We start from the raw sequence: 20,496 nt of genomic DNA on the forward strand, positions 1-20,496 counted from the left end.
TAGGAATCACATATAAATTTAATGTTATTAAAATGTTTTTTTTATCTAAATTTTTAAAAAAAGCTTGATTTTTCATTTTTTTTGATTTCATTTGTCATTCCAAATAAGGGTATCACATAAAATATTTGGAACTATAGCTTTTTGCGAAATATAATGAACATTGTATTTATGTTCGGGACATTGGGTTCTATGAAGACCAATCCAATGTCAGCCTATAAAATGGGTAACCGAAACTCAGGAGTTTCTTCATTCGATTCTAATATCGTTAGTAGTCAGCACGATTATTTTTTCATTCCAACGACACAGCGTCAAATTATTATCTAGGTTTAGTTATACTTTATTTACTAATTACGGCAATTTTTTAAAAGTCATAATATTAGTTTAACATACTTAATTTAAAATTACATGATCTTGTATTCTAAAATGAGTTAACTTCATAGTGAGTTAATTTGTTTGTGATGAGGGTGTTATGTGACCAAAATAATTGATAATAATTAAAAATGAACACAAAATATATCGATCTAATTGATCAAACTTATTACTTTCCACAAGAAGAGTTTAAGTTAATTAATGAAGAGAATTTAACTTTTCATGGCATCCCTTTAATGGATTTGGTTGAAAAATACGGTAGTCCGTTGAAATTTACATACCTACCAAAAATCTCTGATAATATCAATAGAGCAAAAGGTTGGTTTAAAAATTCTATTGAAAAAAACAATTACAAAGGTAAATACCACTATTGTTACTGTACTAAAAGTTCACATTTTCAACCGGTATTAAATGAGGTGTTAAATAATGATGTTCACATAGAAACGTCATCAGCCTACGATATTAATATTGTTGAGAATTTAAAGAAAAAAGGAAAAATAAAAGACGATACTTACGTAATATGCAACGGCTTTAAAAGAGATGAGTATATTGACAATATTGGTCGCTTAATTAATGAAGGACATAGAAACTGTATTCCTATAATTGATAATTACGAAGAGATTGATTTACTTTCTGATGTAATTGATGACACTTTTAAAGTAGGCATTAGAATAGCATCTGAAGAAGAACCAAAATTTGAGTTTTATACTTCTCGTTTAGGAATAGGGTATAAAAATATTGTCCCTTTTTATGAGAACCAGATAAAAGATAATGATAAGGTTGAGCTTAAAATGCTTCACTTTTTTATAAATACAGGTATTCGTGATAATGCGTATTACTGGAACGAGTTGGTGAAATGTTTAAAAGTATATATTCGCCTTAAAAAAGTTTGTCCGTCTTTAGATAGTTTAAATATTGGTGGAGGTTTCCCTATTAAAAACTCATTAGCATTTGAGTATGACTATCAATATATGATTGATGAGATTATCAATCAAATAAACATAGCATGTAAAGAAGCTGAGGTGCCTGTGCCACATATTTTTACAGAGTTCGGAAGTTTTACAGTAGGTGAAAGCGGTGGTGCTATTTATGAAATTTTGTATCAAAAACAACAAAACGATCGTGAAAAATGGAATATGATAGATTCTTCTTTCATAACAACATTACCAGATACATGGGCGATAAACAAACGTTTTGTAATGCTACCAATTAACCGTTGGCAAGATGAATATGAGCGTGTATTATTAGGTGGTTTAACTTGTGATAGTGATGATTATTACAATAGCGAACAGAATATGAATGCTATTTATTTGCCAAAATATAAAAGAGATAAACCATTATATATCGGTTTTTTCAACACAGGAGCATACCAAGAAAGTATAGGTGGTTACGGTGGTTTGCAGCACTGTTTAATTCCGCAGCCAAAGCATATACTTATTGATAAAGATTTACAAGGGAATATAACAACCAAATTATTTAACGAACAACAAAAGGCAGCAGATCTGCTAAAAATTTTAGGTTATGATAACAACTAGCAATTACGCGGGAATAGAAGATAAATTTGCGCAATTGGAAACGTCTAAGGTAGTTTTAATACCAGTGCCTTATGACGGAACAAGCACATGGGGAAAAGGTGCCGATAAGGGACCAGATGCTTTTTTAAAAGCATCTGAAAATATGGAATTGTATGACATTGAAACAGAAACTGAAGTGTACCAACAAGGTATCTATTTAGCTGATGCTGTTTTAGAAAACAGTTCTCCTGAAGCCATGGTTGAAGCAGTGCATAAAACCACTAAAGATTTTATCAAGAGAAACAAGTTTGTTACTCTTTTTGGTGGTGAGCATTCAATTTCAATAGGTACTATTAGAGCCTTCAATGAGTGTTTTGATAACTTAACGGTTTTACATATTGACGCACATGCTGATTTACGTGAATCATACGATGGTACAAAATATAATCATGCCTGTGCGGTTCATGAAGCGAGTCAAACAACAAACCTAATTCAAGTTGGTATTCGTTCTATGGATGCTATTGAAAAAACGTTTATGGATGAAGAAAAAACCTTCTTTGCTCATGATATGGTTAGTGATGAATATTGGATGGATAAGGTTATCGATCTTATGACTGAAAATGTATTAATTACTTTTGATTTAGATGCGTTAGACCCAAGTATTATACCATCAACAGGAACACCTGAACCAGGAGGTTTGTTATGGTATGAAACTTTAGAATTTTTAAAAGAAGTATTTAAAGAGAAAAATGTTGTAGGTTTTGATATTGTTGAGCTTTGCCCAAATGAAGTAGATAAGTCATCAGATTTTCTTGCAGCAAAATTATATTACAAAATGTTAAGTTATAAATTTATGGGTGAAGCCGTTGACGATGTATACGATAACTCATATGATTTGGGGTATAAAAATGGAGTAACAAACAATTCAAAATTTGACAATGACGACGAATAAAGGAGCAATTTCTAATTTTATAGAAAAATATTATTTACACTTTAATGCGGCAGCTTTAGTTGATGCTGCAATGGGGTATGAAGAGCAATTAAATAATGGTGCTAAAATGTTAGTATCATTAGCTGGGGCTATGAGTACGGCAGAATTAGGTAAAATATTTGCAGAGGTTATTCGTCAAGATAAAGTGCAAATTATTTCTTGTACAGGTGCAAATCTTGAAGAAGATATCATGAACTTGGTAGCTCATTCGCACTATAAACGTGTGCCTAATTACCGTGATTTAACACCACAAGATGAGTGGGACCTTTTAGAAAAAGGGTTAAACAGAGTTACAGATACTTGTATTCCTGAAGAAGAGGCTTTTAGAAGATTGCAAGAACATATTTTTAAAATTTGGAAAGATGCTGAAGATGCTGGTGAGCGTTATTTGCCACATGAATTTATGTATAAAATGCTTTTATCAGGTGTGCTTGAAGAACATTATGAGATAGATTTAAAAGATTCTTGGATGTATGCTGCTGCAGAAAAAAACTTACCTATTATTTGTCCAGGTTGGGAAGATAGTACAATGGGTAACATTTTTGCATCATATGTACTAAAAGGAGAATTGAAGGCTAGTACTATGAAGTCTGGTATTGAGTATATGACTTTTTTGGCAGATTGGTATACTGATAATTCTGAAAACGGAATTGGATTTTTCCAAATTGGAGGAGGTATTGCTGGTGATTTCCCTATTTGTGTTGTACCTATGTTATATCAAGATATGGAACGAACAGAAACTCCTTTTTGGAGCTATTTCTGTCAAATAAGCGATTCAACCACAAGTTATGGTTCGTACTCTGGCGCAGTGCCAAATGAAAAAATAACTTGGGGAAAATTAGATATTAACACCCCAAAATTCATCATTGAAAGTGATGCTACAATAGTTGCACCATTAGTATTTGCTTATTTATTAGACATGTAATATTATGGACAATTTAAAAAGAGTTATCGTAGATTTTAAAAAGTTGACACCTGAGGTTTTAAAGCTTTTGGTAGAAAAATATCCTGATGGTTATGATGATTTAAATATTATTTCATTCAAAAATGCTCATAATGAGCGAATAGAAGCTGTTGAGGTAACTACTGAAGATACTAAGTATTTGGTAAAAATTAGTGCCAAGCTTGAAACTACAATGGCAAATTATGATGAGGATGATTATGAAGATTTTGAAGATGATGATCCTGCAGCAGTAGTTGACCCTGAAGAATTAGGTGAAGATTTAGAAGATTAATAAAAATAGTAAGGTCAATTAAGAGACTTTCAATTAAAAAAAATAGAATATTGGAAAATTTAAAAGTAGTAGGTAGTGAAGAGTGGTGTGTTTTTGGTGATTTAGGTATTCCTGCCATAAAGGCAAGAGTTGATTCTGGGGCAAAAACATCATCAATACAAGCTGCTAACACTAAAGTTTTTACAAAAGGTGCTCAAGAGTGGGTGAAATTTGAAGTAAACCCCATTCAAGATAACCGAAGTATAACAATTAAAACGGAAGCAAAATTAATAGACAGAAGAACAGTAAAAAGTTCTTCTGGTATTGCTGAAGAACGTTTTGTTGTACGTACGCCAATTACTTTAGGTGATGATACTTTTGAGATAGAGTTAACTTTAGCAAATAGAGATACGATGGAGTTTCGTATGCTATTGGGTAGAGAAGCTTTAAATAATAGATTCGTTGTAAATTCTGCTGAGAATTTTCTAATTCAAGATTTTACGTCAGCAGAAATTATTGGTAAATATTCTAACTATTTTAAAGAGAAAACAGGTCTTAAAATTGCCGTATTAGCTAGTAACCCTAACCTGTATAGTAATAAAAGGTTAATGGAAGCAGGACAAGCTCGCGGTCATGAAATGGTGTTTTTAAATGTAGAACATTCATACATGAAATTAGATGCAAATTCTCCTGAAATTAGATACCGTGGTGGTAATATTTTAAATGAATTTGATGCTATTATTCCTCGTATTAAACCTGCAGTTACATTTTATGGTTGTGCTTTAATTCGTCAGTTTGATAATTTAGGTGTGTATTGTTTAAACACGGCAGAATCTATAACGCAATCTCGTGATAAGTTGTTTGCGTCGCAATTGTTTTCTAAAAATGATATTCATATTCCTATTACAGGTTTTGCAAAATCACCATTAGATACAAAAGATTTGATTAGAATGGTAAACGGTGCACCTTTAATAATTAAGCTGTTGGAAAGTACACAAGGTAAAGGTGTTGTTTTAGCAGAAACAAATAAAGCAGCTGAAAGTGTTATAAATGCTTTTAAAAGTGTGCAAACAAATATATTAGTGCAAGAGTTTATTAAAGAAGCAAACGGACAAGATATTCGTTGTTTTGTAGTAAATGGTAAAGTAATCGCATCGATGCAGAGACAAGCTGCTAAGGGTGAGTTTAGAGCTAATATTCACCAAGGTGGAAAAGCATCTGTAATTAAAATTACTCAAGAAGAAAAGAAGTTAGCTATTAAAGCAGCTAAAGTACTAAACCTTGCAGTTGCAGGTGTAGATATTATTCGTTCTAATAAAGGGCCATTGCTGTTAGAGGTAAATTCTTCTCCAGGCTTAGAGGGTATTGAAAATGCTACAGGAAAAGATATTGCGAATAGTATGATTATGGCTATTGAAGCAAAATTGAAGTTTAAACTTTAAGTAAAAAATAATGAAATGAATCCCTTTGCTAAATTAGCGAAGGGATTTTTTAGTTTGTAAAATGGTTTTAACATATTGGTTGATGATTACAAACGGAACTAAAAATTTGTACTTTAGCATTATGAAAAAATTATTGGTTTTATTTCTATGTATTACAGGATTATTATCTTGTAAAGAGGGAAAAACAACTGAAGAAAAAGTTGAAGAGGCAAGTGTATTATTAGATTTAAAGAAAATACCTAAAAAAGTTGAACCAAGTGCTGCGGCAATAGAAGCTTTTACTGATTGGCCAGAATTTAATGCGTTGCAAAGATCTTTTGAAGGAATTTATGATTGTGAAACTGATGATGACCTTACTATTATAGTAGAAGATTTAATTGAGAAAGAAAAACTTTTAATAGAATCTGATTATCCAGAAATTTTTGATAGAGAAGATATTAAAAGCAGACAAAAAGTTTTTAGAACGTATGTGCTAAAAATTAAGATGAATAAAACTTTCAACATTAACCCTAGAGAAGCTGTGATTGAAATGGTTAATGCATTTAACGCATATAACAATCAGTTTTCAATAGTAATGACTAGCAAATTAGACACTAAAATTTTATTTGATGAGTAAATTATTTCTAACCTTAGTACTTTTTGTTTCATTATTAAGCTTTGGGCAACAAAAGGATGATGAAATTAAAATTGCTATTAGTAATAAAGACAATAGTAAAGAAAAAAAAGAGATTAGAAGTGTATTAAATAATTGGCATAAAGCAGCGGCTGATGCTGAGTTTGATAACTACTTTAGTTACATGACTAGTAATAGTGTTTTTATTGGAACAGATAATAAAGAAAATTGGCAGAATGAAGAATTTAAAACATATTCAAAACCACATTTTGATAAAGGTAAAGCTTGGAGTTTTAAATCAATAGATCGTAACATTTATATTAATGAAACAAATGATTTTGCTTGGTTTGATGAATTACTTGATACGCAAATGAAAATTTGCAGAGGTTCAGGTGTTCTACAAAAAGTAGAAGGTGAGTGGAAAATTGCTCATTATGTTTTATCTATAACTATACCAAATGAAAAGGTTGAAGAAGCTATTAAATTAAAAAATACTTCAGACAGTTTGTTTAAAGAAACAATGAAGCAGTAATAGCTAATGATTCAAATAAAAAAGCGAGCAAATAGCTCGCTTTTTTATTGTGTTTTATTTTTCCGTTTTTACGGGGTCAATAGGTTCTTTTCTTGATTCTAATGCTTGTTTTGTTAAGCTAGCTAAATTAAAATTAGGTGCTATTTCTAATGCTTTATTTATTGAAGTTAAAGCATCATCTATATTATTTTTATCAAGGTTAAATTGTACTAAACCTTTTAAATTATAAAAAGCTGCTTTTAATGAAACTTCATACGGTTGTTGGCGCTCATAAAATGCATGTTTCATGTCATCTTTAGCATTTGCTAAACCATATTCAATATATGTCATAGCTCCATTTGAATCCTCAGTTTGTATTTTTAAATCAGCTAATTCATAAGCTAAATATGGGTTTTGATTTCTATTATAAAGCACCTGAAATTGCTCAATGGCTCTTTTTGGTTGGTTGAGTGCTTTTAGTGATATTGCTTTTACTTGTACAGCTAAATCAGAATCGCTGTCTTTTTTATCAATACCGATTGTATTTAATGCTTGCATATGCTGCCCATCATTTGCATAAATGTAAGCTAAGGTATCTTTACGTTGTTCTGAAGGTGATATTACATTTAAATGTGTTAAAGCATTTATTACGCCACTCACATCGCCTTGGTTTCTCATTTCTTTATAAAATGCCTCGTAATGTTTTTGTAGTTCAGTTTTGGTTTGTGCAGAGGCTAATAATCCCATACACATTAGTAAAGCAAACACTATTTTTTTCATAATTGTTCTAAAAATTGGATTGCTAAGCTATAAAAATTATTTATAGTACGCTGTTAAAGAAAACTATATGAAAAAGTATAAAAGCAAAAAGAGATGTCTTTTATCAAAAAACATCTCTTTTCTTCTCGATTAGTTGGTATTAGGTCTTAAATAGCCACTTTGTTTGTATTCATTAGCGGATAAGAATGTATTAAACTTGCATAAAATGCAATACTCTTATTGTCATTTACGATACAGCCTTTTAAAAATTCAATTAAATTCATAAAATAGAAATTGGCACGTACTGTTGGTATGTGCATGTTTACCTGGTTAGGGTTGTATATGGTATCATCTAGTACTATATCCATTTCAATTCTCTTGCGATGATAATCAATTGACACATTAGTGGCGTTATAGCATTTTTTGATAATTGCTATGTGTAGGGTTTCATTTTTTAAAGTTATTTTTCGATTTGGATAGCTCTGCGCAATTAAACTTTCTATATCAGAAAGTACTCTTGTTTTTAAACTTATTTGTCCCATAATAACCGACTTTTAATTTAGATTAAAGGTATTATTATTACGACTAAAGTAATTCCCAATTAACTTTCTTACAGTTTAATTGTTGTGAAAAGAATTGTTTGTGTGGTGAACTAACTTATAATTGAAGTTTGAAATTCAAAATCTTTAACGTTTGTAAGAAAAAATGGGTTCACTTTTTTACCTTTTCTGTTATTGTTTAACAAATAATCGGGGCTGTTTAGCCCTTTTTTGCTAGCTTCTTGTGTATAGTACTCTTTTTTTGAAGGGTGATGGGGGTAAACAGCATTTATAGTTTGTTGCCACCAATTATTTTTTATGACCTCAAAAATGATGCGAATACAATCATTTCTGTGGATTAGGTTTACAGGCATATTACCATTTTCTATTTTTTCTTTTTTTGAAAGCATAGTTACTGGGTGCCTATCTTCACTAATCAATCCTCCGAACCTAATAATTGTGGTTTGTAGTGAGGTTTCATTACTAAATAATTGTTCAGATATTAATAGTTGTTTGCCAGATTCTGTTACGGGTTCTGGTGTGGTAGCTTCAGTTACATCACCTTCAAAATTACCATAAACAGCTGTACTACTTGCAAAAATTATTTTTTTGACTTTAGATTTTTTAATTACGGAGAGCAATAACTCCATTTTAGAAATATAATTTTCTTTGTTGGCTCCACGTAATTTTGGTGGTACATTAATTACAAGTGTCTGTATATCATTCAAAAAATCGTTGATATTACCAGTTATTCCACTTTCAGAAAGTGAAATGACAAAAGCATTAACCCCCTCTTTTTTTAAACTTTCTATTTTATTTTTTGACGTTGTAGTACCTTTTACGGTATATTCTTTTTTAATGAAAGATTTTGCTAATGGTAATCCTAACCATCCACAACCCATAATTCCGATAGTTTTATTCAAAAGATATTGTTTTAGTTACAAGTATAGCATCATTTAAAACAAAAGGTGTTGGTATATTATCTTTTGGTCTTGCAGGTACTGTAAATTGTTCATTTGTGAGTAAATCATTTGAAGCTTCGTAAATAGTTAAGCTTAATTTTTCTTCCTTCGGAAAAACCAAATCAATTTCAGTATAAGCATTATTAGTAATATAATGTGTTACTAGTCTGTGATTTCCTTTTTTTCTACTGTTTAAAAATTCACTTGATAAAGGAATTGTATTTACTTTTGCCTTAGTAATTTTAACATTATTAGTAAAAACATCTAACCTATTTACATTTCTTTTTGGTGTCACACAAAGTCGTAAATAGCGCTCACTACCAATAATAGTATCTCTTGTAGTTTTAATTTCAGGTGCAATTATATTTTTAGTTGGGGCAGGAGCAGTGTAAGTAAAACCAGAATTATATTTACTACTAATAACTTGTGCATTTAATTCTGTAGCGTCATTTTTATTCTTACCAATATATTGTTTGGTCCAATTGGATAAAACATGATCGTAGGTAGCCCAGTTTGCTGTTTTAGTATCTTCATTATACACATATAGTAAACTCGTTGGTTGTGCACTATTTTCATCATAACCTGAATGTATGTGGGCGCCAATCATAAATCCAATAAATAGTATAAAACTTAATAATGCTAATCGACCTTTATGTTTATAGAATCCAAAAATTGGAAGTAACAGAAAAAATACTAACGTAGATAATGCTGTTGAAGCAACCATCATTTTTAAACCTAAACCTACCGGGAACATTTTTATAAATGGAGTAAATATCCAAATTGCGGGTAATGCTAAAAAGACTAATAAAAATGCGTTTGGGTTTTTCTGATTAATTAATACCAAAAATGAACCTAATAAAGCATATACCGGTATAATAAAAAAGTTTGCACCTGGTAGAAATGCAGTTAGGCCACCGCAAATAAGTAACCAAATAATAATAGGAGCAACTAAAAGGTTTACAGTGCTAATTTTTTTAAATTTTTGATAACTATAAAAACAAACTGCAAATGAAAATAAAACGAAAGCAGCTATATAGGTATAACCATTATAAGTGAACCCATGTAAAATATCTTGATATTGAGGATATATTGTTTTTAATATTGTAAAACTAAAATAACCCATAACACCGTTTATAACTAAAGCGATTAATAGAGGTGCAAAGCCTATGAAAATATCTTTAGCTTTTAATACTTCTTTTTTAAAACCATATATTATAAGAAGAATAAACATAAGCACGGCTAACCCGAACATAGGCCAAATCCAATCAAAAGGGTAAGAAACTAATCTAAAAAAAGGAACATTAAAGTAATTATAATCGCGAGTGCTTTTAATATTGTTTAAGTTTGAATCACTAAAATAATTTAATAAGGGCATTAAGTAACTTCCTTGATGGACAAGTGTTTTCTTATCTAATCGGTCATAAGTATCTTTTGCAGTATGATAATCGAAATGATCATCAATAAAAGCAAAATTAAATCCCTGAATATCAGCACCTTCTCTAAAAACAGTTAAATCAGTATCATTAGGTAGCATTTTATAAATGCTATACACTAGTGAATTTGCAACCGGATAATCAGGTTTAGCTTTCGTAAACTCTTTAATTAAGTTTCCATTACCTTTATTAGTTTCTATAAGCATATATGATGGTCCACCACTACCACGTGCTTCAAAATTCAAAACCAAACCAAGATCTTTAACCCAAGGGTGCTCTTCAACAAAAAGTGATGCTCCATTTAAACCTAATTCCTCCCCATCAGAAAACATAACAATAATATCATTTTTAGGAGTTTTATTTTTACTTAAAAAGGCTCTTACGCCTTCAAGTATTGTAGCGACACCACTACCAGCATCACTTGCGCCAAATGATGAATGCGGGTGACTATCATAATGAGAAAGTAATAGAAGTGCTTTACCGTTACCAGAGCCCTTAATGCGAGCAATAATATTTGTTGCTTGACTTAAATTAGCCCAATCACCAGCAGTATAACCTGTCTGTAAGCTAGTCTCTAGACCCATTTTCTCTAAATTTTCTATAATATAGTTTCTAACATCAACATGTGCAGAAAAGCCTACTGCGTGTGGTTCTTGAGAAATATTTTTTACATGATTTAATGCTCTTTCAATTGAAAATGATGTTTGATTGATATTTTCATCAGCAGAATAACTTGGCATTGAAAGTTTAAAACCCCAATAGGTGGCAAATATTAATAATAACAAGCTTAGAGTTGCAATACTATTTTTCATGGGTAGTTGATTTATGAGAATGCCATAGGCATTAAAAAAATGCGTTTATAAAAGTATAAAATATAAACGTAAAATAATATTATTGATAATAAGCAAGTATGGTTATTAATTTGATTATACATGACAACATTAAATAAGATTATGATTTTAAATTAACGATTTAATTGTCATTGTATTAAAATAATAGTTATCTTTATGTTTAACCTAAAAATCAATCACTATGGGAATTAAAAGCTTTCAAGGGGCAAGAAAAGTTGTGAAAAAGGAATATAATGCTCCTATTTTGGTCGAAGATTATATGACAAAAAAACTGGTTACCTTTTCACCAGAACAGTCAATTTTAGAAGTAATGGAACTGTTTACAAAGTACAATATTTCTGGTGGACCTGTTTTAGATAACAACGGCTTTCTTGTGGGTATTATTTCAGAAGCTGATTGTATGAAAACGATTTCTGAAAGTAGGTATTTTAATCAACCCATTTTAGATAAAAGTGTAGCGAGTTACATGACAAAAGATGTTGAAAGCATTACAAATGGCATTAGCATATTTGATGCTGCAGGCATTTTTCATAAAAATAATAGAAGAAGATTACCAGTGTTGAAAAACGGAATTTTAGTTGGTCAAATAAGTAGAAAAGACATCGTAATAGCAGCTTTAAAATTAAGTAGTCATAATTGGTGATTAATACAGACGAATTAATAATTTATTTAAAACTTCACTTTATTAGTGAAGTTTTTTATTTGTACTATTCTCGTTTAACAATCATATAATAGTTGTTATCTAGAGGTAAATAACCTAAATCATAAACAAAAAAATAAATTGTTCCTTTTTTAGTAGTGTAGATACTTGTAAAGTTTTCAAAATCAAACCCTTTGTCTAATAATTTATTACGTGTAGTTTTGGTTTTACCATCAGTCAAAGGAAAACTGTTAAGTATGCGATGGTTTTTTCTAAGTCGATTATTAATGTTTCTGATGAGGTTATTACTGTCTTTATTAATCTTATTATTATAAGAATTACGGCAATAATCAGAACAGAATTTTTTATCTATTCTACCGATAATTTTCTCATCACATTCGGGACATTTTTTATCCAAATTATTGTTTTTTAAAGTTGAACGTTAATTCCTGTGTTGTGCCATCTTCATTTTCTACTACTACATGTGCAACAAGTTCTGTGTCACTAATTTTTTCATAGGTTAGTCCTTCAAAGAAGAGTTTGTTTTTGTCTTTTTTTACAAGTTTAAAATTTTCAGTTTCATCTTTTTCTTCTAAACCTTTTAATGATGCATCAAAATGTTTTAGTTGTAATACTAAAGAATTGTCTTTTTCTATAATATGACCAATCTCGTAAAAATCTACAAGCCCTTCAATTACAAGTCTGAAAGTAAATAAAATACTGTTTCCTTCAGGAGCTGTCCATATTTCTTCAGTTTTACCACCAAACAGTGTTCCTTTCCAATGGCCTTCTAAAAAACTAGCGTCAGCAATAACTGCTTTTGGTGATATTGCACCTTCTGTTAGAGTTATTGTATTTTGTGCGAAACAAAAAGAAGAGAGAAGTAATAAAAAAAATAAGGTTTTCATACTAGATTGGTTTGATTGTCAATCTAATATACAATTATTTGTTAAATAATTATTGATAAATTAAATTTCAGTCTTTAATTTCTATTTTATATTTTGCTAATAATCCAATAACATTTTCTTTTGAAAATTTCGCGTTTTTAATATTATTTATACTTGGATCTATTGAGAAATTAATAGCGGTAATAAGATCAACTTTTTCTAATTCTGTATTGTTGAAAGTTGCATTTTTTAAATCACATTCATAAAAAATAGAAGTATTTAAGTTTGCTTCAGTAAAATCAACCTCTATCATATTACAATGATTAAAAAGTGTGTTTTTCATTTTTAACTTATAAAACGAAGCATAATCTAATATACTACGTTCAAATGTAAATGATAATAAAAAGGTATTACAAGTTTCAAATTTTACTCCTATTAATTTACTTCCTGTAAAGAGAGTTTCTTTAAAAACTGTTTGTGTTACATTGGCATTACTTAAATCGCAATCTATAAATTCGCATTCTGTAAAAGTCGTATTTGTAAGATTTGCGTTAGCAAAATTACAGTTGTCAAAAACACAATTTTCATATGACGCTTTAGGTAAAGCTTCTTTGGTATAATTTTGACTTTTATAAGTATTGTCAAAAATTAATAGGTTGTTCATTTCTGAAATTTTATATGTATTTTTTAACTGTTTGTTACATAAACATTTATAGTTTTATAACAAACAACATATTTTTTTCTTAATTAAAAATAACTATTTCACCGCTATTTATAAAGGGTTTTATAGTATTTCTTTAAAAAAAATATGTTGTTTGCACATGTTTTTTTCTGTTATAACACAATTAAATTTATCTAAATTTATCAAGCTATCTTTAATTATATATAACTAAGTACTATTTTATTTGTTTTCCTATAACTATAAATTCTGACCTTCTATTTACTTGGTGTTCATCTTCCGAACATTCAATACTATAAACACAATCATTTATCAATTCAGATTCCCCCATACCAACTGAAGTTAATTTAGATGGGTCAATGCCTTTATCAACAAAATATTTTAAAGTGCTTTTAGCTCTTCTTTTAGATAAAATTTTATTATAGCTGGCTTTTCCAATAGCATCAGTATGTGATCTAATCTCAATTTTTAAATTTGGATTTTCTTTCATTAAAGCTATTATTTTATCTAAAATTGGTTTACTTTCTTCTAGAAGAACTGATTTGTCAAATTCAAAATGTATATTATCAAAATCAAGATTTAAATGTTTTTTAAGATCTGTTCCTACTTCAATTTTCTCTGCAATTTTGTCTAGTAAAAAATTGATTTTCTCTTTTTTTGTAGCGTCTGTAATCTTAAGATTTTTAGTCTCTTCTTTGTAATCATCAGTAGAGGCCACAACAAAATAATTACCTTCTTCTAATTCTTGTTTGAAATTATATGTACCATTAGATTGAGTTAAAGCTTCAGCAATTAGTTGTTCATTTTTATCAATAAGCATAATAGTTGTATTAACTATAGGCTCATTGTTAATTTTTGAAGCTACTGATCCTTCTATTTCAATTTGTTTTAAATATTTTAATGATTTAAGTTCAGTTATACTATAAATATCATCTACACCTTTACCGCTTTGCCTTTTTGAAGTAAAAAAGCCTTTTTTAGTAGCGCTATTTAATGAAAATGAAAAATCATCATCAGTACTATTAATTGGTTTTCCTACATTTTGAATAGGTTCAGAACTGTCCAATTTTGCTACAAAAATATCAAGTCCACCTAAGCCTGGTTGACCATCAGATGAGTAGTATAAAATATTATTCTCAGTAATATATGGAAAACTCTCTCTAGATTCAGTGTTTATTTTATTTCCTAGGTTTTCAGGAGTCCCAAAAGTACCATCATCATTAATACTTACTTTGTAAATATCAGATTTCCCTAAACTACCTGGCATATCTGATGCGAAATATAATGTACTATTATCAGGACTTAGAGTAGGGTGAGCATTTGAATAACTATCATTATTAAATGGTAAATCAGTAATATTTGTCCAATCACCATTTACAATATCAGCCTTATATATTTTTAAATTAGAAGCGTTTTTAGTGTCTCTTTTAAATTTACGGTTACTAAAATTATTTTTAGTAAAATAAACAGTTGTACCATCATTACTAAAGGCAGTAGTTGTAATCGTTAAGTTATATATTGAACTATTATTTAACACTTTAATGTCAGTAATTTCATCATTTTCATTAATTTTTGCTTTAAATAACTTGTTAAAAGATTGATTTTTCCATAAATGAATTTTTTTCTTTAATAATCCAGTATCTCTATTTGATGAAAAAACAAGAGAACTATCGTTAATTTTTGATGTAGCAAATTCTGAGTATTCAGTATTTATAGCTAAGTTTTTAATTTTATAACGATTTGAATTATATTGAATTTTAGTTAAGTAATCCTTATTTTGTCTGTAGGCTAAATAACGCTTATCATTAGGAAATAAAGAGCCTAACTGATTCATTATATTGTCAGATTCTTTATAGTTTTCTATAGACTTTAAGCTTTGTGCATATTTATAAAGATAATTGGCATTTTTGTTCGCTTCACTAGCTTCCATCATTTTTGTATACCAACTAGCGGCTTCTTTATAATTACCAATATTATAGTATGAATCTGCTATTTTAGCATATTTAGATTCTTTTTTATTCCCTTTATCAATTAAATATTTATAGAATTTAGCAGCATCAACATATGAATAATTTGCAAACTCTTTATCAGCTTTTGTTACTTTTTGAGCATGAACACTTATGTTTGCTACGGTAAAAAAGAAAAATAGATATATAAATTTTGTTTTCATTTCTAAATTTTTAAAAGAATCTTGATGATTTAACTTTTTTGAATTTTGATAAAAATTCATAACGTAGTATTACCTCAAACGAACCATCGTTAAATGATGTATTGCCTAATTCTGTGGTTTCTTTATCGTAAGCAATACCTAAATATAATTGGTCTGAAGCTTGAAACCCAATAAGACCACTCAATGCAGCGTCCCATCTATACGCGACTCCAAAACTAAATTTGTCATTAAATAGTAAAGAGGCTGAAAGATCAACTTGTAATGGTGCACCTTTTACAGCTTTTATTAAAGTAGCTGGTTTTAATTTTAAAAATGTATTTAAATCGAAAACATACCCTGAAATTAAATACATATTTAATCTTTCTTCGGCCAAGAAAGTTTCATCAGTACCATTGTCGTCAAAATGTTTAGAGTTTAAAAAATTTGGGGCTGAAATTCCTAAATAAAACTTATTTGTATGGTAGTAAGCACCAGCTCCAAAATTAAAATTAAAATCGTTTACTGTTTCTTGATCAGAATAGTTTAAATCAGACCTATAGGCTTGTAATTTATTTAAATCAATATTTAAGCTCTGCCCTCCAACTTTAAGACCAAATGATAATTGTCCGTTTTTAGAAGTAGGTATTGTATAAGAAAAAACACCATCAAAATAAGTCTGCTGATTTACGCCGTCACCAATTTGATCATTTACTATTGATAAACCTGCTCCAACTCTATTCCCTATTGGAGAATGTACATTTATAGTTTGAGTGGTTGGAGCTCCATTTAACCCGACCCATTGAGAACGATGTAATGCGCTAATGCTCATTACACCTCTAGAACCAGCATAAGCAGGGTTTACGGCTATAGTGTTGTACATATATTGAGTATATTGTGAATCTTGTTGAGCCCATAGGCTACTGGTTACACCAGTAAAAGCTAACAAAATAAATAACTTTATAGTTTTCATAATTTTTTGTTTCTTTTTTAAATTATCTTACAATGTATAAGTAGCCTGATTTTGTTTTGTTTTCTCCATTACTTACATAATCAAGTATGTAAAAATATACGCCTGAAGGAAGTAATTCTTGTTGGCTAATTGTTGCTCGAGCTGTAGAAATACCTCTAAAATCATTTGACCCATTTGTATATGTATTAATACTAGAAACTAATACACCCCATCTATTAAAAACTTTTAATGTATTATCTGGAAATGCTTCAATATTTTTAATTCTGAAATATCCTTCATCTATTTGAGGGCCTACGCTTTCATTGTCGATAACAACATCACAAATGGAATTGTCTGATAATAATCCTGTTTCAGGGTCACAATCATCATCAATAACGATTGGTTCAGAAACTTCATTATCTCTATAATCTACATCACCTCCTGGGTTTTGTAAATCAGGTAATGTCGTAGGGTCATCAATTTCATCGTTTGCATCTTCAGGGTCATTTAAATTATCACCTTCAAAGCCATCATCTATCCCATCACCATCGGAGTCTGAACCAATAAATTCACCAACACTAGCTTCAATAGTATCATCTATATCATCATTATCTGAATCTGTATCTAAATAATCTGGGGTGCCATCCTCATCAGTATCTTGAGGAGTTTGCCCATTGCTATATGCTGTATCAAAACCATTTAGTGCTGATACTCCTGTTGGTGCAATGTAACCTTCTGTAGGTTGTGCTTCTATATTATCAGGAATACCATCATCGTCTGAATCTTTATCTAAATAATTAGGTTCATCATTTTCATCTGTATTCGGTATCAAAAGTGGTTCAGTTTCTAAATCATCTGATAACCCATTATTGTTGCTATCAATAAAACTATCTATATAGCCATCTCCATTTTCATCATTACCTCCAGCTTCAGTGGTATCCGTAATTCCATCATTATCACTATCAGAATCTAAACGGTTAATAATGCCATCAAGGTCACTATCAATATTTTCATTTGAATTTCCTTCTAAATCATCAGAGAACCCATTAGAATTACTATCATAAAAATTATCTTTTATACCATTACTATCAGTATCCGTTTCTTCACTTTCAATTGCATCTGTTATGCCATCATTGTCAGAATCAAGGTCTAAATTATCATTAACTCCGTCACCATCAGTATCTGGGTTTTCAAGCGGATTAGTTTCTATATCATCAGATATACCGTTTAAATCAGTATCAGTAAAAGAATCTACCATACCATTTGCATCATTATCAACTCCACCAGCTTCAATAATGTCAGTTATACCATCATTGTCAGAATCAAGGTCTAAACTATCATTAACACCATCACCATCTGAATCTGGGTTTTCAAGCGGATTAGTTTCAACATCATCAGATAAACCATTATTATTAGTGTCTACAATGTCGTCAATAGTGCCATCATTATCGGTGTCAATACCTCCAGCCTCTCTTGTATCTGTAATTCCATCGTTATCACTATCAACATCTAATCTGTCTTTTACACCATCTCCGTCAGAATCAGGATCGGAATATGGATCAGTCTCTACAGTATCATCAACACCATTATTGTTTGTATCTATCATTGTTGAAGGATCTCCTTCGGTAGGGTAATCAACACGGCCGTCACCATTAGTATCGGTTCCTCCTGCTTCAATAATGTCTGAAATTCCATCATTATCAGAATCTAGATCAATACTATTAATAATTCCATCACCATCATCATCAGCAGTTGTCTCATCTGCGTCTAAAATTCCATCATTGTCATCATCTAAATCTATATCATTATCAATTCCATCGTTATCCGTATCATTACCAACTGTTATAGATGCAGACGGACTATCACTTTCAATATTATTGTCGGTTTGATCTTGTGTATTGTATGCTGTATTTATAATTGTGTTTGATTCACTATTAACAGATACGCCATCAACAGTAGCAATAATTGTTATAGTTTGTATTTCTCCAGCTGACATTGTACCAATTTCCCAATTTGGGTTGTTCCAAGTTCCAGTAGATGGAGTGGCACTTACAAATGTTAAACCGTCAGGTAAAGTGTCTTCAATAACAAGATTAGTAACATCTTCTAAGCCTAAACTTTGCACATTTATAGTAAATGTAACCGTATCGCCAACATCAACTTGTTCTTGATCTACAGTTTTATTTATAACAACTTCTGGGTCACAATAATAAATACTATATGAATTTGAATTAAATGCGCAACCTCCAGAAGTTACTTCTACATATACTTCGCCAATAGCAGTTGGTGTAAAACTTTGTGATGTAGCGCCATCAACAATTTCATCATTTTGATACCATTGGTAGGAGTCAAAAGAAGATTCTAATGTAATAGTACTACCTAAACATATTTCATCAGTATTTTCCACAATACCTACAGAAGGAACATTATCAAATCCTGAAAAATATGAAGCAGTACCTATAGCTCCATTGAAACCAATATAGCCCACAGAAATTGGACCTGAGGATTCAATTTTAACATTACCAGTAAGATTAGGAACATAAAAAGTTTTCCAATCAGTACTACCAGATACTGTTTTTGAAGTAGGTAAAGTAACTACGCCACTATTATCGTTTACTACTATATTAGCATCAAGAGTAGTTGTTGAGGCCAAAAGTGTAATTCCTCCTGTAACAGTTGTACTGGGTAATTGATTTATATTGGCAATATTGTCAACAATCTGTGGCATTAAGCAATTTACGGGCGAAATAAAATTCATTCCTAAATTAGGATAAGCATCATCACCAGCTGTTAATTGGTATGCATAAACATTTTTTGAGGTTCTTACATACATGTTTTCTCCAGCAGTACTACCTGAATAATTTGAACCATCAATGGTAATATACTCTCCTTCATTTAAAGTTGCTATTGATGTAGTAGCATCATTAACAAAAACTCTTGTTGAGTTTTCTGTTGCAATTATTACAGGAAATTCTAACGCATCTCTACCATTCCCTCGCATAAAAACATATTCTCTACCTAATTTTTCTATAGGTACAGATTGATCCATACCAGCATCTTGCTGATTGGCACCCTGTATTAGCCCTACCATAAGGTTACCATTACTTATAGCTATATCTTTGTCAGAAACTATACTTGCTCCAATTGTACCAAATCTATTGTTTGGGTTGCCAGACATTGAAGCTTCTAAAACATACGTTTCATTTGCGTTTAACAGAATGGTAATACTATCATCTGTAATACCATCAATATCTGTTCCTTGTCTAAATGTACAATCTGGATCATAATCAGAAATTACTACTGTTGTATTATCTTCAGTAGCCATAATACCCATTGTAACATTATGGTTTGAATTGTTAGAACTAGTATCAACCGTGGGTATACTTCCCCATTTAAAATTTGTTCCTAAAGCGGTGCGCCCTTTACTTGTTAAAGATTCTCCTTGAGCATTAGAGCTTCCTCTAAAACTAACATAAAACTCTTGTCCGCCTACAGCTTGTAATTTAAGTCCACTATTTTGCAATACAATTCCAGTATTCTCTTCTGAGACCATAGTTACATCATTATTATTGTTAGCTAAGCTATAAATATATGGTACACTATTCGATACGCTTACTGTGGCAATTGGGGTGGTATTAGTACCTTGGTAGATTTCTATATCAAAAGCAGTAGTTTCTGGTGTAGAAATGTATATTGCTTGGCTAGTAAATATCTCAGTATTTTGAGACATTTTTAATGGTGGTAAGTAATGTAAGTCACTCAACTGTGCAAAGGTAAATTGAGCACCAATTAGAAAAATAGCAAAACCAAATAATAGATTTTTTATTTTGAAATATTCAATGTTATTGGATTTCATAATTTTTTATTTAAAAGTCAATTGATTTTAAATTTTTGATGATTATTCATATCAAAAATATTTTAATCCGTTTAGTGTTGCTAATAAATGATATGTAGCTTCGATTTCTGATGGTATAACGGCTATATTATGTGGTCT

19 protein-coding genes are annotated in these 20,496 nt (G+C 30.3%); 9 read left to right on the forward strand and 10 right to left on the reverse strand.

Annotation, left to right across the window (positions count from 1 at the left end; all coding sequences use genetic code 11):
- Positions 1 to 168 precede the first annotated feature (168 nt).
- The 8 genes from KO500_RS14905 to KO500_RS14940 all read left to right on the forward strand — a co-directional run bounded on the left by KO500_RS14905 (position 169) and on the right by KO500_RS14940 (position 6,675).
- A complete protein-coding gene (locus KO500_RS14905; RefSeq protein WP_215957358.1) occupies positions 169 to 324 on the forward strand; it encodes a hypothetical protein in 156 nt (51 codons plus the stop codon).
- 176 nt (positions 325 to 500) lie between these two features.
- On the forward strand, positions 501 to 1,904 hold the full coding sequence (locus KO500_RS14910) for an arginine decarboxylase (protein WP_215957359.1): 1,404 nt from the start codon (positions 501 to 503) through the stop codon (positions 1,902 to 1,904).
- Positions 1,891 to 2,835, forward strand: coding sequence for an agmatinase (gene speB / locus KO500_RS14915; RefSeq protein WP_215957360.1), 945 nt, complete (start codon positions 1,891 to 1,893; stop codon positions 2,833 to 2,835). The genes KO500_RS14910 and speB overlap by 14 nt, the downstream gene beginning before the upstream one ends.
- Positions 2,822 to 3,799, forward strand: a complete 978-nt coding sequence (locus KO500_RS14920) for a deoxyhypusine synthase family protein (protein WP_215957361.1) — start codon at positions 2,822 to 2,824, stop codon at positions 3,797 to 3,799. Before speB ends, KO500_RS14920 begins: the two co-directional genes overlap by 14 nt.
- Before the next feature lie 4 nt (positions 3,800 to 3,803).
- Entirely contained in the window at positions 3,804 to 4,109 is a 306-nt protein-coding gene (locus KO500_RS14925) for a hypothetical protein (protein ID WP_215957362.1), read from the forward strand.
- 47 nt (positions 4,110 to 4,156) lie between these two features.
- Positions 4,157 to 5,530 (forward strand): 30S ribosomal protein S6--L-glutamate ligase, encoded by a 1,374-nt coding sequence (gene rimK / locus KO500_RS14930; protein ID WP_215957452.1) that lies wholly within the window; start codon positions 4,157 to 4,159, stop codon positions 5,528 to 5,530.
- Positions 5,531 to 5,651: 121 nt separating this feature from the next.
- The gene (locus KO500_RS14935) at positions 5,652 to 6,146 is read left to right on the forward strand and encodes a hypothetical protein (protein WP_215957363.1); all 495 of its coding nucleotides are present in this window, start codon (positions 5,652 to 5,654) and stop codon (positions 6,144 to 6,146) included.
- A complete protein-coding gene (locus tag KO500_RS14940) occupies positions 6,139 to 6,675 on the forward strand; it encodes a nuclear transport factor 2 family protein (protein WP_215957364.1) in 537 nt (178 codons plus the stop codon). The genes KO500_RS14935 and KO500_RS14940 overlap by 8 nt, the downstream gene beginning before the upstream one ends.
- A gap of 54 nt (positions 6,676 to 6,729) precedes the next feature.
- Here KO500_RS14940 and KO500_RS14945 read toward each other — a convergent pair whose 3' ends face one another.
- The 4 genes from KO500_RS14945 to KO500_RS14960 all read right to left on the reverse strand — a co-directional run bounded on the left by KO500_RS14945 (position 6,730) and on the right by KO500_RS14960 (position 11,159).
- Positions 6,730 to 7,434, reverse strand: coding sequence for a hypothetical protein (locus KO500_RS14945; protein WP_215957365.1), 705 nt, complete (start codon positions 7,432 to 7,434; stop codon positions 6,730 to 6,732).
- Positions 7,435 to 7,580: 146 nt separating this feature from the next.
- A complete protein-coding gene (locus tag KO500_RS14950; protein ID WP_215957366.1) occupies positions 7,581 to 7,955 on the reverse strand; it encodes a hypothetical protein in 375 nt (124 codons plus the stop codon).
- A 110-nt stretch (positions 7,956 to 8,065) separates the two neighbouring features.
- On the reverse strand, positions 8,066 to 8,875 hold the full coding sequence (locus KO500_RS14955) for an NAD(P)H-binding protein (RefSeq protein ID WP_215957367.1): 810 nt from the start codon (positions 8,873 to 8,875) through the stop codon (positions 8,066 to 8,068).
- Positions 8,868 to 11,159, reverse strand: coding sequence for a M28 family peptidase (locus KO500_RS14960; RefSeq protein ID WP_215957368.1), 2,292 nt, complete (start codon positions 11,157 to 11,159; stop codon positions 8,868 to 8,870). Before KO500_RS14960 ends, KO500_RS14955 begins: the two co-directional genes overlap by 8 nt.
- Positions 11,160 to 11,379: 220 nt before the next feature.
- On the opposite strand from KO500_RS14960, the gene KO500_RS14965 reads away from it, so the two are divergent.
- Positions 11,380 to 11,841 carry a CBS domain-containing protein gene (locus KO500_RS14965; RefSeq protein ID WP_215957369.1) on the forward strand — a complete coding sequence of 154 codons (462 nt, stop codon included), beginning with the start codon at positions 11,380 to 11,382 and terminating at the stop codon, positions 11,839 to 11,841.
- Between the two features lie 64 nt (positions 11,842 to 11,905).
- Here the strand turns inward: KO500_RS14965 and KO500_RS14970 are convergent, their stop codons facing one another.
- The 6 genes from KO500_RS14970 to KO500_RS14995 all read right to left on the reverse strand — a co-directional run bounded on the left by KO500_RS14970 (position 11,906) and on the right by KO500_RS14995 (position 20,358).
- The gene (locus KO500_RS14970; protein ID WP_215957370.1) at positions 11,906 to 12,256 is read right to left on the reverse strand and encodes a hypothetical protein; all 351 of its coding nucleotides are present in this window, start codon (positions 12,254 to 12,256) and stop codon (positions 11,906 to 11,908) included.
- A gap of 1 nt (position 12,257) precedes the next feature.
- Complete coding sequence (locus KO500_RS14975) at positions 12,258 to 12,746, reverse strand: DUF6265 family protein (protein ID WP_215957371.1); 489 nt, start codon at positions 12,744 to 12,746, stop codon at positions 12,258 to 12,260.
- A gap of 67 nt (positions 12,747 to 12,813) precedes the next feature.
- Positions 12,814 to 13,389, reverse strand: coding sequence for a pentapeptide repeat-containing protein (locus tag KO500_RS14980; RefSeq protein ID WP_215957372.1), 576 nt, complete (start codon positions 13,387 to 13,389; stop codon positions 12,814 to 12,816).
- A 232-nt stretch (positions 13,390 to 13,621) separates the two neighbouring features.
- Positions 13,622 to 15,574 (reverse strand): OmpA family protein, encoded by a 1,953-nt coding sequence (locus tag KO500_RS14985; protein WP_215957373.1) that lies wholly within the window; start codon positions 15,572 to 15,574, stop codon positions 13,622 to 13,624.
- A gap of 10 nt (positions 15,575 to 15,584) precedes the next feature.
- The gene (locus tag KO500_RS14990; RefSeq protein ID WP_215957374.1) at positions 15,585 to 16,523 is read right to left on the reverse strand and encodes a PorP/SprF family type IX secretion system membrane protein; all 939 of its coding nucleotides are present in this window, start codon (positions 16,521 to 16,523) and stop codon (positions 15,585 to 15,587) included.
- Between the two features lie 22 nt (positions 16,524 to 16,545).
- Positions 16,546 to 20,358: a gliding motility-associated C-terminal domain-containing protein gene (locus KO500_RS14995; protein ID WP_215957375.1), complete on the reverse strand. Its 3,813-nt coding sequence runs from the start codon at positions 20,356 to 20,358 to the stop codon at positions 16,546 to 16,548.
- Positions 20,359 to 20,496 lie beyond the last annotated feature (138 nt).

It is taken from the genome of Cellulophaga baltica, assembly GCF_018861125.1.
GTDB lineage: Bacteria > Bacteroidota > Bacteroidia > Flavobacteriales > Flavobacteriaceae > Cellulophaga > Cellulophaga baltica_A.